Annotated in this window: 20 protein-coding genes, 1 tRNA gene and 1 other RNA gene; 6 read left to right on the top strand and 16 right to left on the bottom strand. The window is 69.6% G+C overall.

The genetic code is table 11. The features are described from left to right. Positions 1-258: 258 nt before the first annotated feature. From recR to EV668_RS00080, 7 genes are all read right to left on the bottom strand, one after another. A complete protein-coding gene (recR, locus tag EV668_RS00110) occupies positions 259-864 on the bottom strand; it encodes a recombination mediator RecR (protein ID WP_133767833.1) in 606 nt (201 codons plus the stop codon). 19 nt (positions 865-883) lie between these two features. Continuing rightward, positions 884-1,204, bottom strand: coding sequence for a YbaB/EbfC family nucleoid-associated protein (locus EV668_RS00105; RefSeq protein ID WP_133767831.1), 321 nt, complete (start codon positions 1,202-1,204; stop codon positions 884-886). Between the two features lie 302 nt (positions 1,205-1,506). Further along, positions 1,507-3,399, bottom strand: coding sequence for a DNA polymerase III subunit gamma/tau (locus EV668_RS00100; RefSeq protein ID WP_133767829.1), 1,893 nt, complete (start codon positions 3,397-3,399; stop codon positions 1,507-1,509). 47 nt (positions 3,400-3,446) lie between these two features. Beyond that, an RNA gene (gene ffs, locus EV668_RS00095) (signal recognition particle sRNA small type) lies at positions 3,447-3,543 on the bottom strand. A gap of 72 nt (positions 3,544-3,615) precedes the next feature. Further along, positions 3,616-4,758 carry an isobutyryl-CoA dehydrogenase gene (locus EV668_RS00090; RefSeq protein WP_133767827.1) on the bottom strand — a complete coding sequence of 381 codons (1,143 nt, stop codon included), beginning with the start codon at positions 4,756-4,758 and terminating at the stop codon, positions 3,616-3,618. Continuing rightward, positions 4,755-5,177, bottom strand: coding sequence for a type II toxin-antitoxin system VapC family toxin (locus EV668_RS00085; protein ID WP_133767825.1), 423 nt, complete (start codon positions 5,175-5,177; stop codon positions 4,755-4,757). Before EV668_RS00085 ends, EV668_RS00090 begins: the two co-directional genes overlap by 4 nt. After that, positions 5,174-5,401: a FitA-like ribbon-helix-helix domain-containing protein gene (locus EV668_RS00080; protein ID WP_133767823.1), complete on the bottom strand. Its 228-nt coding sequence runs from the start codon at positions 5,399-5,401 to the stop codon at positions 5,174-5,176. The genes EV668_RS00085 and EV668_RS00080 overlap by 4 nt, the downstream gene beginning before the upstream one ends. A 124-nt stretch (positions 5,402-5,525) precedes the next feature. Here EV668_RS00080 and EV668_RS00075 point away from each other — a divergent pair, with 124 nt between their 5' ends. Continuing rightward, entirely contained in the window at positions 5,526-6,911 is a 1,386-nt protein-coding gene (locus EV668_RS00075) for an ethanolamine ammonia-lyase subunit EutB (RefSeq protein WP_133767821.1), read from the top strand. Further along, complete coding sequence (eutC, locus tag EV668_RS00070; protein ID WP_133767819.1) at positions 6,908-7,723, top strand: ethanolamine ammonia-lyase subunit EutC; 816 nt, start codon at positions 6,908-6,910, stop codon at positions 7,721-7,723. Before EV668_RS00075 ends, eutC begins: the two co-directional genes overlap by 4 nt. A 9-nt stretch (positions 7,724-7,732) precedes the next feature. Here eutC and EV668_RS00065 read toward each other — a convergent pair whose 3' ends face one another. The 4 genes from EV668_RS00065 to EV668_RS00050 all read right to left on the bottom strand — a co-directional run bounded on the left by EV668_RS00065 (position 7,733) and on the right by EV668_RS00050 (position 11,541). Next, positions 7,733-8,347: a hypothetical protein gene (locus EV668_RS00065; RefSeq protein WP_133767817.1), complete on the bottom strand. Its 615-nt coding sequence runs from the start codon at positions 8,345-8,347 to the stop codon at positions 7,733-7,735. Beyond that, positions 8,344-8,943, bottom strand: coding sequence for a Uma2 family endonuclease (locus EV668_RS00060; RefSeq protein ID WP_133767815.1), 600 nt, complete (start codon positions 8,941-8,943; stop codon positions 8,344-8,346). The genes EV668_RS00065 and EV668_RS00060 overlap by 4 nt, the downstream gene beginning before the upstream one ends. A 66-nt stretch (positions 8,944-9,009) precedes the next feature. Beyond that, positions 9,010-10,506 carry a CoA-acylating methylmalonate-semialdehyde dehydrogenase gene (locus EV668_RS00055; RefSeq protein ID WP_133767813.1) on the bottom strand — a complete coding sequence of 499 codons (1,497 nt, stop codon included), beginning with the start codon at positions 10,504-10,506 and terminating at the stop codon, positions 9,010-9,012. 39 nt (positions 10,507-10,545) lie between these two features. Continuing rightward, on the bottom strand, positions 10,546-11,541 hold the full coding sequence (locus tag EV668_RS00050) for a complex I NDUFA9 subunit family protein (protein ID WP_133767811.1): 996 nt from the start codon (positions 11,539-11,541) through the stop codon (positions 10,546-10,548). Positions 11,542-11,718: 177 nt separating this feature from the next. Here EV668_RS00050 and prmC point away from each other — a divergent pair, with 177 nt between their 5' ends. After that, the gene (prmC, locus tag EV668_RS00045; RefSeq protein WP_133767809.1) at positions 11,719-12,618 is read left to right on the top strand and encodes a peptide chain release factor N(5)-glutamine methyltransferase; all 900 of its coding nucleotides are present in this window, start codon (positions 11,719-11,721) and stop codon (positions 12,616-12,618) included. 10 nt (positions 12,619-12,628) lie between these two features. Here prmC and EV668_RS00040 read toward each other — a convergent pair whose 3' ends face one another. The 4 genes from EV668_RS00040 to EV668_RS00025 all read right to left on the bottom strand — a co-directional run bounded on the left by EV668_RS00040 (position 12,629) and on the right by EV668_RS00025 (position 16,971). Further along, a complete protein-coding gene (locus tag EV668_RS00040) occupies positions 12,629-13,939 on the bottom strand; it encodes an HlyD family type I secretion periplasmic adaptor subunit (RefSeq protein ID WP_133767807.1) in 1,311 nt (436 codons plus the stop codon). Further along, positions 13,936-15,681 (bottom strand): type I secretion system permease/ATPase, encoded by a 1,746-nt coding sequence (locus EV668_RS00035; protein ID WP_133767805.1) that lies wholly within the window; start codon positions 15,679-15,681, stop codon positions 13,936-13,938. The genes EV668_RS00040 and EV668_RS00035 overlap by 4 nt, the downstream gene beginning before the upstream one ends. A 304-nt stretch (positions 15,682-15,985) precedes the next feature. Then, a complete protein-coding gene (locus EV668_RS00030; RefSeq protein ID WP_133767803.1) occupies positions 15,986-16,774 on the bottom strand; it encodes an MOSC domain-containing protein in 789 nt (262 codons plus the stop codon). Between the two features lie 11 nt (positions 16,775-16,785). Then, positions 16,786-16,971, bottom strand: coding sequence for a hypothetical protein (locus tag EV668_RS00025; protein ID WP_133767801.1), 186 nt, complete (start codon positions 16,969-16,971; stop codon positions 16,786-16,788). 232 nt (positions 16,972-17,203) lie between these two features. Here EV668_RS00025 and clpB point away from each other — a divergent pair, with 232 nt between their 5' ends. Together clpB and EV668_RS00015 are read left to right on the top strand one after the other, a co-directional pair. Continuing rightward, complete coding sequence (gene clpB, locus EV668_RS00020) at positions 17,204-19,840, top strand: ATP-dependent chaperone ClpB (protein WP_133767799.1); 2,637 nt, start codon at positions 17,204-17,206, stop codon at positions 19,838-19,840. 53 nt (positions 19,841-19,893) lie between these two features. Next, complete coding sequence (locus EV668_RS00015) at positions 19,894-20,103, top strand: hypothetical protein (protein WP_133767797.1); 210 nt, start codon at positions 19,894-19,896, stop codon at positions 20,101-20,103. A gap of 222 nt (positions 20,104-20,325) precedes the next feature. On the opposite strand, the gene murB is transcribed toward EV668_RS00015, so the two are convergent. Further along, positions 20,326-21,276 carry a UDP-N-acetylmuramate dehydrogenase gene (murB, locus tag EV668_RS00010; RefSeq protein WP_245512730.1) on the bottom strand — a complete coding sequence of 317 codons (951 nt, stop codon included), beginning with the start codon at positions 21,274-21,276 and terminating at the stop codon, positions 20,326-20,328. Positions 21,277-21,583: 307 nt separating this feature from the next. Here murB and EV668_RS00005 point away from each other — a divergent pair. Continuing rightward, positions 21,584-21,659 (top strand) — tRNA-Ala (locus tag EV668_RS00005). The last annotated feature ends 1,355 nt before the right edge of the window (positions 21,660-23,014 follow it).

Raw genomic sequence — 23,014 nt, 5'->3', positions numbered from 1 at the left:
TTTGGCGGCGAAGCCGTGTCCGGCGCGCCGTCGATGGATGGGTTCTAGAGCCCGCCCCCAACCAAGTCAACACCCCCAGTGAAATTTTTGCGACAAAAGTCCGACAGGCCCGATTTCCCACGGCTTCCGCACCTCTACGCGCAGGCGGACCGGCAGCCTTCGAGCCTCAGGCGATGACGGGCGAACCCGGGCGCCTTCCATGGATGGGACGATGCGCGGCCCGCGCTCCGGGAAGAGCGTCCCGCGTGAGGGCCCGGCTCAGAACGGCGTCCGCTGACGCAAGGCGGCCGTCAGGGTGCCTTCGTCGAGATAGTCGAGCTCGCCGCCGATCGGCACGCCATGGGCGAGGCGCGTCACCGTCACCGGGAGGTGCCGGACGAGTTCGGTGACGTAATGGGCCGTCGTCTGGCCATCGACCGTCGCGGAGAGCGCGAGGATCAGCTCCTTCGTCTCGGGCCGCCCGGCCCGCGCGACGAGGCTGTCGAGGGAGAGATGCTCCGGCCGCACGCCGTCGAGCGGCGAGAGGACCCCGCCGAGGACGTGGTAGCCGGCCCGGATCGCGCCCGCCCGTTCCAGCGCCCAGAGGTCCGACACCCCCTCGACCACGACGATGATCGCAGGGTCCCGGCTCGGATCGCGGCAGATCGTGCAGGGATCGCTGGTATCGACGTTGCCGCAAGCCGAGCAGACGGTGATGCGCTCCCGCGCGACCGCCAACGCGTCCGCGAGCGGCCCGAGCAACTGCTCGCGCCGGCCGATGAGATGGAGCGCGGCGCGGCGAGCCGAACGCGGCCCGAGCCCCGGGAGCCGCGCGAGCAGCTGGATCAGCCGCTCGATCTCGGGGCCGGCGATGGTCTGGGCCATGCGGAGAGGCGCGCCGCCCTCAGAACAGCTTCATGCCGGGCGGCAGGGGCAGGCCGGCCGTGAGCTGTCCCATCTTCTCGGCGACGAGGCGCTCGGCCTTGCCGCGCGCGTCGTTCAGCGCCGCGAGGACGAGGTCTTCCAGGATCTCGCCCTCGTCAGGGGAGAGGAGCGAGGGGTCGATCTTGACCGACTTCACCGCGCCCTTGGCCGTCGAGACGACCTTGACCATCCCACCGCCGGCCGCGCCCTCGACCTCGAGGGATTCGAGCTCGGCCTGGGCGTCGGCCATCTTCTTCTGCAGGCCCTGCGCCTGCTTCATCAGCCCCATGATGTCCTTCATACGATCCTCCGCATCCAATGCTCGACCGAGGCGATGCCTCGGAGCCGGTCCCAGACCACGCTCGTCCGCTGCCACATGGCGGCGTGACGGTGTCGCTTCGCCTAACCCTCCCCTGGAGGGGGAGGGTCGCCGGCGAAGCCGGCGGGGTGGGGTGACGACCACCTCTCCCCACTGTCGGCGTCTCCGAAGTGGAGGCCGTGCATCACCCCTCCCCGGACCTTCGGTCCGACCCTCCCCCTCCAGGGAGGGTTGGCGGCCACCTCGGCATGAGGAGCGTGGGGATTCCGGCCTAGGCGCTCGTGTCAGGTCTCCTCGTCCTCGTCGGCTCCGGCCTCGCCCGTGCGGTCGACGGCCTGGGGCTCGTCCTCCGCCGCTTCGGGCTCGGGCGCCCGCTCGCGGACGTCGACCACCTTCGCGCCAGGAAAGCTGCTCAGCACCGCCTGGACGAGGGGATGATTGGTCGCGTCCTGGCGGCGCTCGGTCTCGCGGCGGGTCCGCTCCTCCGCGATCGTGGGCGCGCTGGCCTCCTTGGAGAGGCTGATCACCCAGCGCCGGTTCGTCCAGGCCTGCAGCGCCGTGGTGAGTTCACCGGGAAGGGTCTGCCGCGCCGTCGGCTCGAGCGCGATCTCGATCCGGCCATCCTCGAACTGGACGAGCCGGACGTCACGTTCGAGCGCGGTCTTGAGCATGACGTCACGGTTCTCGCCCGCGAGGGCGACGACGTCCTCGAACCGGCGCAGCACGACCGCCTCGGTCTGGGGTGCCGGCACCGGAACGGCAGCCGGAGGCGCGTCCGTGCGCGGAACGGCCTGGAGACGGGGCGCCGTCGTCGGCACCGCGTCCATGCGCATCGGAGCCGGCTCCGTGCGCGCCATGGCGAGCGAGCCCGAGAACCCGCCGGACGGCGCACGCCCTCCCCCGCCGCCGCCATTCGTTGGCGGGGCCGAAGCCTCGCCGCGAAGGCTCCGCAGAACCTCGTCGGGGCTCGGCAGGTCGGCCGCGTAGGCGAGGCGCACGAGCGCCATCTCGGCCGTCGCGAGCGGCCTCTGTGCCGCTCCCACCTCCGGCACGGCCTTCAGCAGGATCTGCCAGGCCCGGGACAGGGCCCGAACCGGCAGCCTGCCGGCGAACTCGCGCCCGCGCAGACGCTCGGCCTCGGTGAGCGAGGGATCGTCGGCGGCGTCCGGGACGAGCTTGATGCGCGTGACGAGATGGGTGAAGGCCGCGAGGTCCTCCATCATCTGGCGCGGGTCGGCCCCGGCATCCCAGCCGGCCCGCAGGACGGCGAAGGCGCCGGGCACGTCGCCCCGCATCGCCGCCTCGAAGAGATCGATGACCTGGCTGCGGTCGGCGAGGCCGAGCATGTCGCGCACGCCGATCGCCGTCACCGCGCCGGCGCCATGCGCCACGGCCTGATCGAGCAGCGAGAGCGAATCGCGCACCGAGCCCTCGGCCGCCCGGGCGATGGCCGCGAGCGCCTCCGGCTCCGCCTCGACGGCCTCCGCCCGGCAGATGCGGTCGAGATGGGCGATGAGCGTCGCGCTCTCGACCCGGCGCAGGTCGAAACGCTGGCAGCGCGACAGGATCGTGACGGGGACCTTCCGGATTTCCGTCGTCGCGAAGACGAATTTCGCGTGAGGCGGCGGTTCTTCCAGCGTCTTCAGGAACGCGTTGAAGGCCGCCGTCGAGAGCATGTGCACCTCGTCGATCACATAGACCTTGTAGCGGGCCTGGACGGGTGCGTAGCGGACGGCGTCGGTGATCTGGCGGATGTTCTCGACGCCGGTATGGGAGGCCGCATCCATCTCGAGCACGTCGACATGGCGCGATTCCATGATGGCGCGGCAATGGATGCCGAGATCCGGCATGTCGATCGAGGGGCCGGAGCCCGGCTCCCCGGTATCGTAGTTCAGGGCGCGGGCGAGGATGCGGGCGGTCGTCGTCTTGCCGACGCCGCGGACCCCGGTCAGCATCCAGGCCTGAGGGATGCGGTTCGCCGCGAAGGCGTTCCTCACCGTCTGGACCATCGCCTCCTGGCCGATGAGGTCGGCGAAGGTCTGCGGCCGGTATTTGCGGGCCAGGACGCGATAGGGCGTCGGGGCCGGCTGGGCGGAGGGGGGCGCCTCGAAGCCGAGGAGCGCCGCCTGTCCTTCATCGCCGCCGGTCTGTGGTTCGCCGTCCCGGATGTCGCTCATCGATGCTGCGGTCGCGCCGCGTGCAGCCGGCGCCGGAGGGCTGAACGGGTGGGAGGCTGGACGAAGACCCGCTCGGTCTCGTTAGGGCTGCTTCCTTCCGGATCTGACCCGGTTGGCGAGTGAAACGTCCCCCGCCAACCTCCCGGCCCCGATATGCGCGCTCCGAGCCCGCAAGACAAGGTGCAAGCGGCCTTGTCCGAACAGGCGGCGCCGCGGCTACCGGCCGACGAGGCCCCGGGCGACGATCAGGCGCATGATCTCGTTCGTGCCCTCGAGGATCTGGTGCACGCGCAGGTCGCGGACGATCTTCTCGATGCCGTATTCGGCGAGATAGCCGTAGCCGCCGTGGAGCTGGAGCGCGTCGTTCGCGACCTTGAAGCCGACATCCGTCGCGAAGCGCTTGGCCATGGCGCAGCGTTGCGTCGTGTCGGCATCGCCGCGGTCATAGGCCGCCGCTGCGGAATAGAGGAACACGCGCGCCGCCTCGAGCTCGGTCGCCATGTCGGCGAGGCGGAACTGGAGGGCCTGGAAGGCGTCGAGCCGCTTCCCGAAGGCCTTGCGCTCGCTCATGTAGCCGAGGGTCCGATCGAGCGCGGCCTGCGCCCCGCCGAGCGAGCAGGCGCCGATATTGAGCCGGCCGCCGTCGAGCCCCGCCATCGCGATCCGGAAGCCGATCCCCTCGTCGCCGAGCCTGTTCGCGACCGGCACCCGGCAATTGTCGAAGATCACCTGCCGGGTCGGCTGCGCGTTCCAGCCCATCTTGCGCTCGTTCGGGCCGAAGGAGAGGCCCGGCGCGTCGCGGGGCACGACGAGGGTCGAGATGCCGCGCGGCCCCTCCTCGCCCGTCCGCGCCATGACGACGTAGAGGTCGGACGAGCCGGCGCCCGAGATGAACTGCTTCGAGCCGTCGAGCACGTAGTCGTCGCCGTCGCGGCGGGCCGTCGCGCGCAGCGCCGCCGCATCCGAGCCGGAGCCGGGTTCGGTCAGCGCGTAGCTCGCGAGAAGCTCCATCGTGCAGAGGCCCGGCAACCAGCGCTCGCGCTGCTCCTGCGACCCGAACTTGTCGATCATCCAGGCCGACATGTTGTGGATCGAGATGAAGGCCGAGACCGCCGGGCATCCCGTTGCCAGAGCCTCGAAGATCAGGGCCGCGTCGAGCCGCGCGAGGCCCGACCCGCCGAGATCGTCCCGGATATAGATGCCCCCCATGCCGAGCGCCGCCGCCTCGCGCATGACGTCGACCGGGAAATGCTTCGCCTCGTCCCATTCGACGGCATGCGGGGCGATCTTCTCGGCGGCGAAATCGCGCGCCATGTCGCGGATGGCGATCTGGTCTTCGGGGAGGGTGAAGAGGGTCATCGGATGTCCGTCAGTGAAACGACGAGATTGGCTTGGGGGCTTCCTGCCAACAGCCGCAAGAAGCGGCGATCGGCCGTGACGACACGCAATCCCAGCGTCAAAGCGAGAGAGAGGTAGCAGAAATCATAGATCGGGTGCCTGTAGGAGACGCTCCAATCGAACGCTTGCAGGATCAGGCTTTCGTCATCGTGCCAGCGGGACATCGTGCGCTCGATCCGCAGGATCCCTTCATGCGCCTGGTCGATGCCGATCACGCCCCTGCCGACATTGGCCCAAAGGGCGTTGGCCAGTTCGAGTTTGAGCAAACGCGGCGCGTGGAGATCATCGACCGAATCGAGGATTCGAACCGCGTCCTCGCTGTCATCTTCCTGAACGAACCATTTGACGGCGACGCTGGCATCGACGACCAGCGCGCTCACATCAGGCCCTCGCGGATCTCATCGAGCGTGAGAGACGGAGCGACGCCCTTTTGCTTCGCCCGGATCGCACGCGACACCGCCAACCGCTCGTCCGGCGTAAAGGGCTTGTGCGCCTCGAGCAGATTGCGAAGCTCCTGCTCAAGCGAGATGCCCTTGATCTTCGCCTTCTGGCGATAGCTCTCGACCGTGTCCTCGTCCACGTTGCGAATAAGAACCTGGGCCATCGGGCAGCACCCTCGCGTCGTCCCGCTATCGTTTTCGATAGCACATCCATAGCGCCCAAGAAAGCGCGCTTGACGCGCCCGCCGGACCGAACCTTGCTAGGGATCCCGCCAAAGGAGGCTCGTCTTGACCTTTCGGCACAGCATCGGCGCGACGACGCATGTCTTCCGGGACCTGAAGGATCTGATGGCGAAGGCGACGCCGCCGCGCTCCGGCGACCGCCTCGCCGGGATCGCCGCATCGACCCTCGCGGAATCGGTCGCCGCGCGCATGGCGCTCGCCGACCTGCCGCTGCAGCGTCTCCTCGACGAGCCGCTGATCCCCTACGAGACCGACGAGGTCACGCGGCTCATCCTCGACCGACACGACGGAGCCGCCTTCGCCTCGATCCGCTCGATGACGGTCGGCGCCTTCCGCGAGCATCTGCTCTCCCCGGCCTGCGACGCGGCGCGGCTCGCGGCGCTCGCCCCGGCGATCACGCCCGAGATCGCGGCGGCGGTGTCCAAACTGATGCGCAACCAGGACCTGATCGCGGTCGCGCGCAAATGCTCGGTCGTGACGAAATTCCGGAACACGATCGGCCTGCCGGGCACGCTCGCCGTGCGGCTCCAGCCCAACCACCCGACGGACGATGCCCGCGGCATCCTCGCGGCGACCATCGACGGCCTTCTCTACGGAGCGGGCGATGCCGTGATCGGCATCAACCCGGCCTCCGATTCCCCCGCCATCCTCGGCGATCTCGTGCGGATGCTGGACGAGGTGATCGTCCGCCACGACATCCCGACGCAATCCTGCATCCTCACCCACGTGACGACGAGCATCGGCCTCATCGAAGCCGGAGCACCGGTCGATCTCGTCTTCCAGTCGATCGCCGGCACGGAAGCGGCGAACGCCTCCTTCGGCGTCACCCTCTCCCTGCTGCGCGAGGCCGAGGCGGCGGCGCAGTCGCTCGGGCGCGGGACCGTCGGGCGGAACGTGATGTATTTCGAGACGGGCCAGGGCTCATGCCTCTCGGCCGGCGCCCATCACGGCGTCGACCAGCAGACGCTGGAGGCGCGGGCCTATGCGGTGGCACGGGAATTCTCGCCGCTTCTCGTCAACACCGTCGTCGGCTTCATCGGGCCGGAATATCTCTATGACGGCAAGCAGATTACCCGGGCGGGCCTCGAGGATCATGTCTGCGGCAAGCTGATGGGCGTGCCGCTCGGGTGCGACGTCTGCTACACGAACCATGCCGAGGCCGACAGCGACGACATGGACAACCTGCTCACGCTCCTCGGCGTCGCGGGCGTGAACTTCGTGATGGGCGTGCCCGGCGCCGACGACGTCATGCTCGGCTACCAATCCACTTCCTTCCACGACGCGCTGTACCTGCGGCAGACCCTGGGGCTGCGCCACGCGCCCGAATTCGAGGCCTGGCTGACGCGCATGGGCCTCCTCGACGAGGCCCGCCGGCTCCGCACCGCCGGCCGCGACCATCCGCTCCTCGCCGCACCGGCCCTCGCGGCATGAGCGGCGGGTTCGAGGCCGATCCCTGGGACGCGCTCCGCCGCTTCACCCCGGCCCGGATCGCACTCGGCCGGGCCGGGGCCGCCCAGCCGACGCGCGACCTGCTCGGCTTCGCGATGGCTCATGCACAGGCCCGCGATGCCGTCCGGATCGGGCTCGATGCGGAGCGGGTCGCGGCGGAGATCGAGGGCCTCGGCCTCGAGGTGGTGCGCATCGCGAGCGCGGCCCCCGACCGCACGACCTATCTCGCCCGCCCCGATCTCGGACGGCAGCTGTCGGCAGCGTCCGACGCGGCTTTCGCGGCTCGGGACGAGGAGGGCCGGATTTCTCGCGAGGGTCGCTTCGACCTCGCGATCATGGTCGCGGACGGGCTGTCCTCGCCTGCGATCGAGCGGAACGCGGCCCCGCTCCTCGCCGCCCTGAGGCCCTGGATCGCAGCCGCGGGCTGGCACCTCGCGCCGATCGCTCTCGCGACCCAGGCCCGGGTCGCCCTGGGCGATGCCGTCGCGTCCCGCCTCGGCACCGAGGCGGTCCTGGTCCTGATCGGAGAAAGGCCGGGGCTTTCGGCGCCCGACAGCCTCGGCGCCTATCTCACCTTCGGCCCGAAGCCGGACGCGACGACCGATGCCGACCGGAACTGTCTGTCGAACATCCGGCCCGAGGGCCTCTCCTATGAGCGCGCCGCCTTCCAGATCGCCTGGCTTCTCGACCAGGCGCTGCGGCGGCGCGTGACGGGCATCCGGCTCAAGGACGAGAGCGACAGGCTGATCGTCGAGGGCCGCCTGCCGGAACCGGCCCTCCTGCCGAGCGGATAGCGCTGCGCCTCAGGATTGCCCGAGCCGTGCGAGGAGCTGTCCGGCCCGCTCGCGGCCCCACGTCCTGACCTCGAGGCCACCGGGTGCCGCGGAGGGAGGCGCCGCGCCCGAAACGGGCGGCGGCGCGGGCGAAGGAACGGCCGCCGGTCCGCGGGACGGTGCGGGAGCGGGCCTCTGCGCGACCGGCCGCGCCGCCGCCACGTCGACGCCCTGCCCTGCCGTCAGCGAAACGGACCCTCCGTCCCGGCTGACCGATGCGCCGCCTCCCTTGACGAAGACCGCCGTCTTGCCGGGCGCGGTCTCGACCGCGACCGCGGCGTCACGCAGCTCCGTGACCGCCTCCGCCGTGACGATCCGGAAGCCCTCACGCCGACCGGCCGTCTCGACGAGCACCGCGCCGCCGTCGACCCTGACGCCGACGAGCCGCCCGTCGCGCTCGATCGCGGCGACGCGGGTCGCCGTCTCGGCGGCGATGCGCAGCTTCTCCTGGCATTCGTAGATGCGAAGAAGAGAGGTCGAGCTGTCGTCGAGGCGGCAGCCGGGCGGAACCTCGGGCGCGGGCGCGGCGATTGCGGCACCGGCAAGAAGCAGGATCGCCACGGCGGGAACCGTGCGGGGCGTCATGGCTCCGTCCCCAGCGGTATAGATTCCTCCGACACCGTCTCTTCCGGCCCGAGCATGTCGGCGATGGACACGGTCAACCCTGGCGGATCGAGCACGAGGTCGCCCTCGGCGAGGAGGCGGGTCTCGATCACGTCCTGCACACCCCTGCTATGATGGATAACGAGCCGCCGACCGGGATCGACGATCAGATAGTGATGCAGCGCGGCGACCCTAAAATAGCCTGCCAGCTTCGCGCTGGCATCCCGATAGGCAGTGGACGGCGACAACACCTCGACGACAACGACCGGCGCGGTGGCTTCTCGCGCCTCGCCGCGAAGTTGCTCGCCGCATTGAACGAGCACATCCGGGACATACGAGGTTGCGGCCGCAATGCGGACGGCAATCGAATCGACGAAGGCCTCGCAAGGCGCGCCGGACCTGTCGATGGCGCCCGCCACCGCCAGGTAGCTGCGAGCCTTGACGCGCGCATGCACGACCCGCTCCGGAGCCATCGCGATGACGGCGCCGTCCTCCAGTTCGTACCGGCCCTCCCGCCCCTCGGCCCAGTCGAGGAACTCCTCGACTGTCATCGGAGGCGAGGTCTTCTCGGCTCGCATGAGGTCTCCCGCGAAGCAATGCCACGCGGGAGCCACTCTATCAGACGTCTGAACCGAGCGTCAGCGTCACTCCATCGTCGGGATGACGAACTCCGCGCCTTCCTTCACGCCGGAGGGCCAGCGCGAGGTGACGGTCTTGGTCTTGGTGTAGAAGCGGACCGAATCCGGGCCGTGCTGGTTGAGGTCGCCGAAGCCCGAGGCCTTCCAGCCGCCGAAGGTGTAATAGGCGATCGGAACCGGGATCGGCACGTTGATGCCGACCATGCCGACATCGACCTTGGCCGCGAAGTCGCGGGCCGCGTCGCCGTCGCGGGTGAAGATCGCGACGCCGTTGCCGTATTCGTGCTCGGTCGGCAGGCGGAGCGCCTCCTCGTAGGTGTTGGCGCGGACGACGGAGAGGACCGGGCCGAAGATCTCCTCCTTGTAGATGCGCATGTCCGACTTCACGTCGTCGAACAGGCAGCCGCCCATGTAGAAGCCGTCCTCGTAGCCCTGCATCTTGAAGTCGCGCCCGTCGACGACGAGCTTGGCGCCTTCCTGGATGCCGAGATCGACATAACCCTTGATGCGCTCGAGCGCGGCGCGGGTGACGACCGGACCGAAATCGGCGGACGGGTCGGTCGAGGGGCCGACCTTGAGGTTCTCGACGCGCGGGATCAGCTTCTCCATCAGCCGATCGGCGGTCGATTGTCCGACCGGCACCGCGACCGAGATCGCCATGCAGCGCTCGCCGGCCGAACCGTAGCCGGCGCCGATCAGCGCATCGACCGTCTGGTCCATGTCGGCATCGGGCATGATGATCATGTGGTTCTTGGCGCCGCCGAAGCACTGCGCGCGCTTTCCGGACGCCGCGGCCCGCTCGTAGATGTACTGAGCGATGGGCGAGGAGCCGACGAAGCCGACCGCCTTGATGTCGCGGTCGTCGAGAAGCGCGTCGACGGCCTCCTTGTCGCCGTTCACGACGTTGAGGATGCCGGCAGGCAGGCCCGCCTCCATCATCAGCTCGGCGAGGCGCATCGGCACGCCAGGATCACGCTCGGAGGGCTTCAGCACGAAGGCGTTGCCGCAGGCGATGGCCGGCGCGAATTTCCACATCGGAATCATGGCCGGGAAGTTGAACGGCGTGATGCCGGCGACGACGCCGAGCGGCTGGCGCATCGAATAGATGTCGATGCCCGGCCCCGCGCCCTCCGTGTATTCGCCCTTCATCAGGTGCGGGATGCCGCAGGCGAACTCGGCCACTTCGAGGCCGCGCTGGATGTCGCCCTTCGCGTCCGGGACGGTCTTTCCGTGCTCGCGGGCGAGGAGATCGGCGAGTTCGTCGTAATGCTTGGTCACGAGGTCGACGAACCGCATCATGACGCGCGCGCGGCGCTGCGGATTGGTCGCCGCCCAGGCCGGCTGGGCCGCCTTCGCGTTCTCGATCGCCGCTCGCACCTCGGCTTTCGAGGCGAGCGCCACCGTGGCCCGGGTCTCGCCCGTCATCGGCTCGAACACGTCGGCCGTGCGGCCCGACGTGCTGGCGACGCGCTTGCCGCCGATGAAATGGCCGTAACTCTCCATGACCGTTATCCTTCCCTTGAATTGAACGACGCGCCGCTCTCAGGCGGCGCGGGCGATGTCGAACTGGCCCGTCTTGCGGAAGCGGCCGAGATAGCTCGGGGCGACGGCCGCGAAGGTATCGGCCGCGATCCCCAGCCCCTCGAAGCTGCGGCCCTCGGCGATCGCGGCTTCGGACACGACATTGTCCGTGCGCAGAAGCTCGACCTGATCGACGGTCAGCTTGAGCTCAGCCGGCATGAGGCCGAGCGTCAGCGCATTGATCAGCGAGAGGACGCGCGCCTGGACCTTCGCGAGACCGAACGGCAGGGGCGCGATCACACGCTCGCGCTCCGTGACGGCGAGCACGTATTCGACGAGTTCGCGCAGCGTCTTCACCTCGGGTCCGCCGAGTTCGTAGATCCGTCCGGCCGGCACCGTGCCCGAGACCGCCCGCGCGACGACCTGCGCGACGTCACCCACGAAGGCCGGCTGGAACTTGGTGTCCGCGCCCGCCAGCGGAAGCACCGGCAGCGCGCGGGCGAGCGCGGCGAAGCGGTTGAAGAAGGTGTCGCCCTTCCCGAACATCACCGAGGGCCGCAGGATGATCGCGTCCGGACGATGGGTGTGCACGGCGGCCTCGCCCTCGGCCTTCGAATGAGCGTAGCGCGAGGCCGAATGCAGGCTCGCGCCGAGCGCCGAAACATGCACCAGCATGGCATCGGCCGGCGTGGCCTGCGCGATCAGGTTCGGCCCCTCGGCCTGGACCGCGTGGAACCGCTGCCGCCCGCTTTCCGCGAGGATCCCCACGAGATTGACGACGGCGTCGGCGCCCGCCGCCGCCGCCTCAATCGAGCGCGGATAGCGCAGATTCGCCTGGACGACCTGGATCTGCCCGACGCGGCCGAGCGGCTGGAGGAAATAGGCGAGGTCCGGCCGCCGGACCGCGACACGCACCCGGTAGCCGCCCTGCGCAAGCGCATGCACGACATGCCGGCCGAGAAACCCCGAGCCTCCGAACACCGTCACGAGCTTGGGGGCCCGGTCGATCGCGTCCATATTCTGCTCCCGGACGCCGGCCCGGCGTCCCTTCGAGCCGTTCCATAGACGAAGCGCGCCGACCCTGTGAAGCGGGTCCTTGCCGCATGGGGGCCGGATCGTGCCGCGCCCCTGCGGAGCGGAGGGGTCGCGCTCCGAGCTTGCGGGCCCGACCGCCGGAAGGGTAGCGAACGAACCATGTCCGATCGCCAGCCAGCCCCCGTGCCGCGCGACTTGCCTGCGGGCCTCTCGTGGGAGGCCGCGCTGCGCCATGTCCGATCCGCGCTGGAGGCGGCGGGGATCGACGATCCTGTCCTCGATGCACGCCTGCTCGTGGCAGATGCCCTCGGTACGGATGCGGCCGGGCTCCTGGTCCGAGGAGAGGATGCCGTGGACGAGGCCGGCCGCGCCCGCCTCGCCACGCATCTGCGGCGCCGGCTGGCGCGCGAGCCTGTCGGGCGGATCCTCGGCACCCGGGAGTTCTGGGGGCTGCCGTTCCGGCTGTCCCCGGCGACGCTCGAGCCGCGCCCCGATACCGAAACCGTCGTCGAGGCCGCCCTGGCCCGCATCCCCGACCGGCAGGCGCCGCTGCGCCTCCTCGATCTCGGCACCGGAACGGGCTGCATCCTCGTCGCCCTCCTGTCGGAACTGCCGTGCTCGGCCGGGTTCGGGATCGACCTGTCCCCCGAGGCTGCGGCGACGGCGAGGGCCAATGCGAGGCGGAACGGGGTCGGGGAGCGCGCGGCCTTCCTCTGCGGATGCTGGGACGCTGCGGTGCGCGGCAGCTTCGACCTCGTCATGTCGAACCCGCCCTATATCGCCGAGGCCGATCTCGGGCGCCTCGCGCCGGAGGTCGTCGCCTACGACCCCGTCCTCGCCCTCGACGGCGGAGGCGACGGGCTCGCCGCCTATCGGGCGATCCTCGCCGCCCTCCCCCGCCTCCTCGCGCCGGGAGGCCTGGCGGTCCTCGAGATCGGATGGGATCAGGCCGATGCGCTCAAGGCGCTCTCGGGCGAGACGGAGCTGGTCGTAGAGGCCGTCGAGCGCGACCTCGCCGGCCGGGACCGCGCCGTGGTGTTGCGGAGGCGCGACGCCTGAAGGGCCGGCCTCAGCGTTCGCGGAACGTCCGCGAGATCTGGTCGCGCAGAGGCTTCAACAGGAAGTCGATCGGGCTGCGCTCGACCGTCTCGATAAAGGCCTCCGCCTGCATCCCGGCGATGACCGAGATCGGATTGAGGCGCTTGAGTTCCTCCGGCGGGACCGCGACGCGCACCGTATAGAAGACCAGCCCCTGGCGCTCGTCCTTCGTCACGTCGGCCGAGACGCGCGTGACCGTGCCGGCGAGTTCCGGGTTCTGCGACTGGTGGCCGGCCTGGACGCGCACGCGCGCCGTCTGACCGCGGGCGACCTGATCGATCTCGTTCGGCGGGACACGGGCTTCGAGTTCGAGCGCGACCCCCGCCGGAACGATCAGCATCGTGACCTCGCCCGGCGAGATGACGCCGCCCACCGTATGGACGGCGAGCTGGTGGACGGTGCCCGAAGTCGGCGCCTTGAGATCGACGCGGCGGAGCTGGTCTTCGGCGGCCGTCTTGCGTTCGATCAGCTCGGCCTCGCGGCCCTGGATCTCCCGCAGCTCCTTCATCACCTCGGCGCGCAGCTCCTCGTCGATCTGGATGATCTGAAGCTCCGTCTCGGCGATCTTCCCCTCGGCCTGCGCCACGGCGGCGGTGAGCTGGCCGCGCTGGCCGGCGATCGAGGCCTGATCGCGCTGGAGCGCGCTGAGACGGGTGAGCTGGACGAGGTTCTGCCGGTAGAGATCCTGGACGCCGACGAGCTCGGTCGCGATGATCTCGGACTCCTTCGCCTTGGCCGCCTGCTGCGCCTTGAGGCCCGCGATCTCGTCGCGGAGCTGGGCGACGCGCTTCTTGAGCTGCTGCCTCTGCCCCTCGCGCGCCGAGTGGCGGACCTCGAACAAGCGCGTCTCGGCCGCGAGAAGCTTCGCGATGGCGGGCTCGTCCCGGCGGCTCGCCAGGGCCTCGGGCACGACGAGGCGGTCGCTGCCGTCGCGCTCGGCCTCGAGACGCACGGCGCGCACCGCGAACTCGTCGAGCTGCTTCGTGACGATCTGGTAATTGGCGCGCGGGATCGTCTCGTCGAGCCGCAGGAGCACGTCCCCGGCCTCGACCTTGTCGCCGTCGCGGACCAGGAGCTGGCCCACCACGCCCCCGGTCGGATGCTGGACCTTCTTGACGTCGCCGGTCACGACGAACTGGCCGCCGGCGGCCACAGCGCCGCGCAGCGAGGTCGTCATCGACCAGACGCCGAGCGTCAGACCGAAGAAGGCGATGATGGCGAGGCCCGCGACATGCTGCCGTCGCAGCGAGCGCTGGTAATCGGGTTTGCGATCGGCGCTCATTCGGCCGCCTCCGACTGAGCGCGCGGCTGCTGTGCCGGCGGATTGGGAACGGGCCTGACAAGTGTCTTGAGGATCTCGTCGCGCGGCCCGGTCTTCTCGAGCCGCCCATCCTGCACGATGGCGACGCGGTTGACGGCCGCGAGGCCCGAGATGCGGTGCGTGATCACGACCGCCACCCCGCCCCGCGCACGGATCGACTGGATGGCCGCGCTGAGCGCTTCCTCGCCCTGATGGTCGAGATTGGCGTTCGGCTCGTCGAGCACCACGACGAAGGGATCGCCATAGAGCGCGCGGGCAAGCGCGATCCGCTGGCGCTGGCCTCCGGACAGGGCCGCGCCCGCCTCGCCGATGCGGGTGTCGTAGCCCTTCGGCAGGGCCACGATCATGTCATGCGCGGCGGCGGCCCGGCCGGCCGCGATGATCGCCTCGGGATCCGGCTCTGCCGCGAAGCGCGAGATGTTCTCGGCGACCGTGCCGTCGAACAGCTCCACATCCTGCGGCAGGTAGCCGACATGCCGGCCGAGCTGGTCGCCCCACTGGTCGAGCGCCGCTCCGTCGAGCCGGACGGCGCCGCGCAGGATCGGCCAGACACCGACGAGCGCGCGGGCGAGCGTGGACTTTCCCGATCCCGTCGGGCCGATCACGCCCAGGGCGTCTCCGGACGACAGCGCCAGGCTGAGGCCGCTGAGCACGGGCTTGGTCTGGCCCGGCGGCGCGACGAAGACGTCCTCGATGACGAGGGATTTCGCCGGAGTGGGGAGCGCAAGCCGCTGCTCCGGGGCCGGCACGACGGCGAGGACCCGCTCCAGGCGGTGATAGCCCTGGCGCGCGGCGACGAACCCCTTCCAATGCGCGACGGCGACCTCGATCGGCGCGAGCGACCGCGAGGTCAGGATCGAGGCCGCGATGATCGTGCCCGCCGAGATCTCGCCCTTGATCGCGAGATAGCCACCGAGGCCCAGAGCGGCCGATTGCAGGACCTGCCGGAACACCTTCGCGAAGGAACCGATCCCGCTGACGACGTCGCTGGCGCGCAGCGTCTCGGCGACGTGCCGGTCGCTCAGATCGCTGTAGCGACCGAGGAAGTTGGACCGCATGCCGAGCGCCGACAGGACCTCCGCGTTGCGCCGCGTCGTCTCGACCAGCATGCCGCGCTGCGCCCCGATCTCCGCCAAGGCGCGCGCCGGAGCCTGGCTTCGACGCTCGGTCAGCAGCGTGAGGACGACGAGCACGACCCCGCCGCCGACCGTCAGCCAGCCGAGCCAGGGATGGAGCAGGAAGGTCGCGACGAGGAAGATCGGCAGGAACGGCATGTCGAACAAGGCCGTCGGGCCGAGGCTCGACAGGAAGGCGCGGACCTGGTCGAGATCGCGGACGGGCGCCGCGACGTCGGTCCCGCGCACGCCTCTCAGCGGCAGCTCTGCCACCGCTTGATAGACGCGGGGCGCGAGCAGCTCGTCAAACCGCGCGCCGATGCGGGCCAGCATGCGCGTCCGCAGCCAGTCGAGCGCGCCTTGGAGGGCGAAGGCCGCGAGCACGATCAGGGACAGCGCGACCAGGGTCGCGACCGAGCGGCTGGTCAGCACCCGATCGTATACCTGCAGCATGTAGAGCGAGCCGGTCAGGTAGAGGATGTTCACGATCGCCGAGAACAGGGCGACGCCGATGAAGGCGGGCGAGCAGACCCGCAGCGCACGGCCGACCTCGGGTGAGCGCGGAAGACGCGGATCGGAGCCGCTCATGAGAACCTCGATGCCGAGCGGGCAGACGATGAGCGGATCAGCATGGGTGTGCTCGCCATATCCCTGCGCACCATCGCGCCTGCTCTGACGGATGCCGTGCCGTCAAGACCGGAGCCCGACCTTACGACGATCCCATAGCACCCGGCGCGGCCGAGAACTGCAGGACATCATCCATCCTTCTTGAAAAACGAAGGTTCGGCATGATTCCGGACATCACGTTAAGATGATCGAAAAATATGCGGAGATCCGACGGGTCGGGCGCAGATATCCAGGACATGGCGACTTCGACCGCCTCGCGGCGGGCTCAGGCCAGCGCGAGTTCCGCCTGAGCCGGTTCCATCACCTCGATCGCATCGCCCGGCCGGATCCGGCCGGGCCGGACGATCTCGGCATAGATGCCGCAATCGGCGTGGTCCCAGTTCCGCTGAAGTGTACGGACCACGTCGAGGTCGCGCGCTCCCGTCGCAGGATCGACCTCGGTCGCGGCGCAGCGCACGATGCGCTTGGTCACCGTCACGACGGCCTCTTCGCCGATCCGGATCGAGCGGCCGATCCAGTCGAACTCCGTCCAGGCCGGAAGCCCCTCCATGGCGACGTTGGCGCGAAAGCGAAGCGGGTCGACCGGGGCGCCGATCCTCTCCTCGAGCGCCGCAACGCTCGCGAGATTGAGGAGCGAGATGAACCCGCTCCGGGAATCGGTGAAGCGGAACCCGTCGGGCGCCTTGAGGACCCGCGGCGGGCCACGCAACTCGGCCGGCATGAACCCTTCGAAGAACGCGGAGACCGAGGAGCGGCCCGCCTCGGCCGAGAGATCGGCCCGCAGGACCTCCTGCCCTTCCTCTTCGATCACGAGCGTCGTCGTCTCGTCGACATAGCGGGTCCGGAGCGTCGCGAGCCGCTCGTTGCGCATCAGCATCAGGAACTTGATCTTGGGCTGGTGGCGCGGCGCGGCCGGATCGAAGCCCGAGGGACCGTTCTCGATCGCATAGAGCCGGTCGCCCGGCACGTAGCGGCGCGGTTCGAGCTCGAAGCTCTCCCGGGATTCCGGCGACAGCCCCTTGACCGGGTAGCGATGAAGGGAAGCGACCCGCATCATGTCTCCTCTCACGGCATCTCGGGAAACGGGTCGTCGCGTTCCTCGCGATCGACCGGCCCGCTCTCCATCTCGACATTCGCGTGCTCGCGAGGCCCCTCAGCCGGTCGGGGCAAAGAGTGCTTGTCGTCGGGGCGGCGAGGCACCTGCGGGACCTGATCGTCCAGAGGGTGATCGGCGAGCTTGCGGTCGGTCATCGCGCATTCCGGATGGGAGGACAATCGTTGTGCGGATCGTCCGTTCCGGAGGGGGGACGACATCGCCCGCCGATCTCTGCCCTCCCCTCTTGTGTAACCGCAAAGACACACCAGATGTGTCAGGCCGGTGCCGTAGCGGGCCGGCGTCCGCCAGGGTCGCGAGGCCGCTCGGCGGACATCTTTGTCGTCGTGCCGTGCCTGTCTTGGGCGGTGCGCCGAACGAGGGGGTTCCATGGACATCGAAAAATACACCGAGCGTGCACGCGGCTTCATCCAGGCGGCCCAGATGCTGGCCATGCGGGAGGGCAACCCGCAGCTCCAGCCCGGCCATCTGCTCAAGGTTCTGCTCGACGACCCCGAGGGGTTGTGCGGCGGCCTGATCGACCGGGCCGGCGGGCGCTCCGCCGATATCCGCCAGGCCATCGAGGCCTGGCTCGCCAAGCAGCCGAAAGTCTCCGGCAACGCCTCCCAGCCGCAGGCGACGCGCGAGATCGTACGCGTCTTCGACACCGCCGAGGAGGCGGCGAAGAAGGCCGGCGACAGCTACGTCACCGTCGAGCGGCTGCTGCTCGCCCTCGCCATCGAGAAGGACAGCGACACCGGCCGCCTGCTCGCGGCCGCGGGCGTCACCGCGCAGGGCCTCAACACCGCCATCAACGCGCTCCGTAAGGGACGCACGGCCGACAACGCCTCGGCCGAGAACGCCTATGATGCGCTGAAGAAATACGCGCGCGATCTCACCGAGGCGGCGCGCGAGGGCAAGCTCGACCCGGTCATCGGCCGCGACGAGGAGATCCGGCGCACCATCCAGGTGCTGTCGCGGCGCACCAAGAACAACCCGGTCCTGATCGGCGAGCCCGGCGTCGGCAAGACGGCGATCGTCGAGGGTCTCGCGCTCCGCATCGTCAATGGCGACGTGCCGGAGAGCCTCAAGGACAAGCAGCTGCTCGCGCTCGACATGGGCGCGCTCATCGCGGGCGCGAAATATCGCGGGGAGTTCGAGGAGCGGCTGAAGGCGGTCCTCTCCGAAGTCACCTCGGCCGAAGGCGGCATCGTCCTCTTCATCGACGAGATGCACACGCTCGTCGGCGCCGGGAAGGCGGACGGGGCGATGGACGCCTCGAACCTCCTGAAGCCCGCCCTCGCCCGCGGCGAGCTGCATTGCGTCGGCGCGACCACGCTCGACGAGTACAGGAAGCATGTCGAGAAGGACGCCGCCCTCGCCCGGCGCTTCCAGCCCGTCTTCGTGTCCGAGCCGACGGTCGAGGACACGGTCTCGATCCTGCGCGGGATCAAGGAGAAATACGAGCAGCACCACGGCGTGCGGATCCAGGATTCGGCCCTGGTCGCGGCGGCGACGCTCTCGAACCGCTACATCACCGACCGCTTCCTGCCCGACAAGGCCATCGACCTCGTCGACGAGGCGGCCTCGCGCCTGCGCATGCAGGTCGATTCGAAGCCGGAGGAACTCGACAACATCGACCGCGAGATCGTCCGGCTGAAGATCGAGGGCGAGGCCCTCAAGAAGGAGACCGACCAGGCCTCCAAGGACCGGCTCGGACGGCTCGAGAAGGAACTCGCCGATCTCGAGGAGCAATCCTCCGCCATCACGGCCCGCTGGAAGGCCGAGAAGGACAAGCTTGGCCGCGCCGCGGAGCTCAAGAAGAAGCTCGACGAGGCCCGCACCGAACTCGCCCAGGCGCAGCGCTCCGGCCAGTACCAGCGCGCGGGCGAACTCGCCTACGGCATCGTCCCGGAGCTCGAGAAGGAGCTGTCCGACCTCGAGGCGAGGGCCGAGGACGGCACGCGCGGCAACGGCTCGGGCATGATGGAGGAGGCCGTCACGCCCTCCCACGTCGCCGGCGTCGTCTCGCGCTGGACGGGCATCCCCGTCGACAAGATGCTCGAGGGCGAGCGCGAGAAGCTGCTCGGCATGGAAGAGGCCATCGGCAAGCGCGTCGTCGGCCAGAGCGAGGCCGTGCATTCGGTCTCGACCGCCGTGCGGCGTGCCCGGGCCGGCCTGCAGGATCCGAACCGGCCCATCGGCTCGTTCATGTTCCTCGGCCCCACCGGCGTCGGCAAGACCGAGCTGACCAAGGCGCTCGCGGCGTTCCTGTTCGACGATGAGAACGCGCTCGTTCGGATCGACATGTCGGAGTACATGGAGAAGCACTCGGTCGCCCGGCTGATCGGCGCACCTCCCGGCTATGTCGGCTACGAGGAGGGCGGCGCCCTCACCGAGGCCGTGCGCCGCCGGCCCTACCAGGTCGTTCTCTTCGACGAGATCGAGAAGGCGCATCCGGACGTGTTCAACATCCTCCTGCAGGTGCTCGACGACGGGCGCCTGACGGACGGACAGGGCCGCACGGTCGATTTCCGCAACACGCTGATCATCATGACGTCGAATCTCGGCGCCGAGTATCTCGTGAACCAGCCCGAGGGCCAGGACACAGATGCCGTCCGCGAGGAGGTGATGGGGGTCGTGCGGGGCCATTTCCGGCCCGAATTCCTGAACCGGATCGACGAGATCATCCTCTTCCACCGCCTGCAACGGAGCGAGATGGGTGCGATCGTCGACATCCAGGTCTCCCGGCTGCAGCGGCTGCTCGACGAGCGCAAGATCACGCTCGAGCTCGACCCCACCGCCCGCGGCTGGCTGGCCGAGAAGGGGTACGACCCCGCCTATGGCGCGCGCCCGCTGAAGCGCGTGATCCAGAAGGCGGTGCAGGACCCGCTCGCCGAGCTGATCCTCGCCGGCACGGTCCATGACGGCGAGACGGTGCCGGTCAAGCTCGGGCCGCTCGGCCTGATGATCGGCGACGTCGCGGTCGGCCAGGAGCGTCGGCCGGCCGGCGCGACGCTGAACTGAGGATCGTCGGGGCGGCTTTCGGGCCGCCCCTTCTCGTTTGCGGAGGGGACGACATGAATGGGGGCAAGGACCGCACCGAAGTCGAGCGCGCCGAGGCGGAACGCGCCGAGATCGACGCGGAACTCGACCGGGAGCTGGAAGACAGCTTCCCCGCCAGCGACCCGCCGAAGATGACGCGCTTCCGGCCCGGCCGCGAATTCACGCCGAGCGAGGCGGAGCGGGAAGAGGCGGCCGAGGAGGACGACGACGGAAAGGGCGCGTAATCTCGGGCCCGGCGGCTCTTCTCGAATCCCGGAGACTTTGCGCGAAATGCGTGGTGCGTGCTTCGAGACGCCGCTCGCTGCGCGACCGGCTCCTCAGCATGACGCTGCTGGTGGAGCCCAAAGACCGCGTCATGCTGAGGAGCGCCGAAGGCGCGTCTCGAAGCACGCACCATCGCCGCGTTAATCCGCCGATGACGAGGCGGGACGTGTCCAGCTGGCCTCTCAGGCCGGCTCGCCGACCCGCTTGATCTCCCAGTCCAGTTCGATGCCCGACGTCTCCCGGACGCGGCGGCGGACCTCTTCGCCGAGGCCTTCGATCTCGGCGGCCGTCGCATGGCCGAGATTGACCAGGAAGTTGCAATGCATCTCCGAGACCTGGGCGTCGCCGATGCGCAGGCCCCGGCAGCCGGCCTGGTCGACGAGTTCCCAGGCCTTGGCGCCCGGCGGGTTCTTGAAGGTCGAGCCGCCCGTCCGCGTGTTCACCGGCTGGGTCGAGGAACGCTGGTCGGTGATGACCGCCATGGCCGCGAGGATCGAGGCCGGATCGCCCGGCCGGCCCTCGAACAGCGCCTCGGTGAAGATCAGGTCGGCCGGGGCCGCACTGCGCCGATAGCCGAACCCCATCGCCTCGCGCGAGAGCACGACCGAGCGTCCGGCCCGGTCGAGGGCGCGCGCCTCGACCAGCACGTCCTTCGTCTCGCCGCCATAGGCGCCCCCGTTCATCCGCAGGGCGCCGCCGACCGCGCCGGGGATGCCGCGGAGGAAGGCGAGGCCGTCGATCCCCGCCTCGGCCGCCGCACGGGCGACCTTGACGTCCGGCGCGCCGGCCCCGGCCCGCACGCGGCAGCCGGGCTCGACCGCGATCTGCGACAGCCCCCTGCCGAGCCGGATGACGGCTCCGCGAACGCCGCCGTCGCGCACCAGGAGATTCGAGCCGAGCCCGACGACGAGCACCGGCAGCTCGGGCGGGGCGCCGGCGAGGAACAGGGCGAGATCGGCCTCGTCCTCCGGCACGAACAGGATATCCGCGCGTCCCCCGGTCCTGAACCACGAAAGGGGCGCCATCGGCGCATCGGCCTCGAGCCGGCCGCGCAGACCGGGCAACGCGGCCCGCAACTGCGCCGCCAGGTCCGGACCGGCGGGGCCTGCCGGCGGCATCGGTGAACCGGTCATGTCCATCCCATCGGGCCTGCTGATCGCATTTCGGGTCCAGGACGCGCCTCGGCGCCCGGCCCTTTCGGCACAAGGCGGTATCTCAAGGGCCATGCGAGTGTCGAGGAGGCCGGCCGCTGGAACAGGGGCGCGTCGATGCCGGGGCGCCTGCCGACGCCGAATCGCGCCGCCTCATCCCGCCGCGCCAGACGGCAGGATGCCCTCCACGGAGGCGCCGTGACCCGCACGTCCGAGGACGACCACACGGCGCGAGAAGGAGCGTTGACACCGACCGGCCGCACGCCCTACAAGGCGCGGCCTTCGGGCCGGGGCTGTAGCTCAGTTGGGAGAGCGCTGCAATCGCACTGCAGAGGTCAGGGGTTCGAATCCCCTCAGCTCCACCAAGGAATTTCAAGCACTTAGGACGAGTGGTGGACGCTTCAATTTTCTGCTGGGTAAGCAGGAGGTAAGCACAAGCCGTGAGTTCAGCGTCGGTCGCCTTGCCGCGAACGACCCGGCCGGCAATCCTGCGGACCCTCAAGAACCGAAACTCGGCGTTTCAGATGACCTCGAAGGCAGAATGGCTCCAGCGAGCAATTCGGCAGGTTCGCGCGCTTCGCGATGAGGCGCCATCCCACGGGCTGGGGCAATTCGCCTACCTTCTCGAAGGAGCAGCCCGAGAAGCCGAAGCCCATCTGCCGTCGGAGGCGCCAGCGAGAATCCCGAATGCCTATAGCGCCAAAACGCTTGCCGAACGCTGGCAATGCTCGCCCAATCACGTGAGGTCGCTCATCGCCAAGGGATCCCTAGAAGCTCTGCCGATGAGCGATAAGCTTCTGCGGATCAGCCGACAGGCGGTAGAGGCATTCGAATCAAAGCCGGCCTTCCCGAGCAGTGACGGAGGCAGTCGCTAAAGATCGCTGGTGTGGCCCGAACGGGCTCGCACCTCGGGCGGCTGTAGGACGGAGCAAGCGATCGGGCGAACCCTCGCGCAACGGCAACGTTGCTGAGTGAGGAGTGTGACCATGATCAAGATCATCACCGCCGCTTTCGGAGCGTCCATCATCGCCAGCACGGCGCTGGCACAGCCTGCGTCTATGCCTCCGGCAGGAAGCGCTTCCCAGCCCGGCGGATCCACTGCCCCGTCCACCACAGGCCCAGCCACGAGCGGCACCGGCCAGAAGGGTGAGACCTCCATTCGGGGTGCCGGTCAGACACCCGGCCCAACCGCGCCGACCACTCAACGGCCGGCTGGTGACACCGGCCCATTACCGGGCGTCTCCGGGAAGGGGCCGCAACCGAACAGATAGGCGCCGCAGCGGTCGCGCCTGCCTTGCTTGAGCCACCGACGCGCTCCATATCACTCAGACCGCTGGTGATCGCCCCGAGGGGCTTGAGCACCGGCGGCAGTTTCGTCGCCCGTCCCGGCACATAGTCCCGCGCGCGATCGAGACGATGAGGCGCCCGCCGGCTGCGATGCCGAGCGGGCGTTTTCGTGAGCGCTTCCCCTCCGCGCGCCTATGACCGAAGCGCGCCTTCACGACATCTACGCGCCCGGTTGGAGGCTTCCGTGAGAGGGGCGGTGTCGACAAATGCCTGAAGATCCACATGCCGGACGATGGTAGCGGAGCCGACCTTTCGGGCTGGGATCAAGCCTTCGGCGATGTCAAACGGCTCGGAACATTGACCCCCGATCGGCGTCCAATATTGACCCCGCCTGGGTGGGTCGTCCCCGGAGTCCATAGGAGGGACCCGCGCA

It is taken from the genome of Enterovirga rhinocerotis, assembly GCF_004363955.1.
Taxonomy (GTDB): Bacteria; Pseudomonadota; Alphaproteobacteria; order Rhizobiales; family Beijerinckiaceae; genus Enterovirga; species Enterovirga rhinocerotis.
Note: the sequence above shows the minus strand (reverse complement) of the source record. Positions and strands in the feature narration are given on the sequence as shown.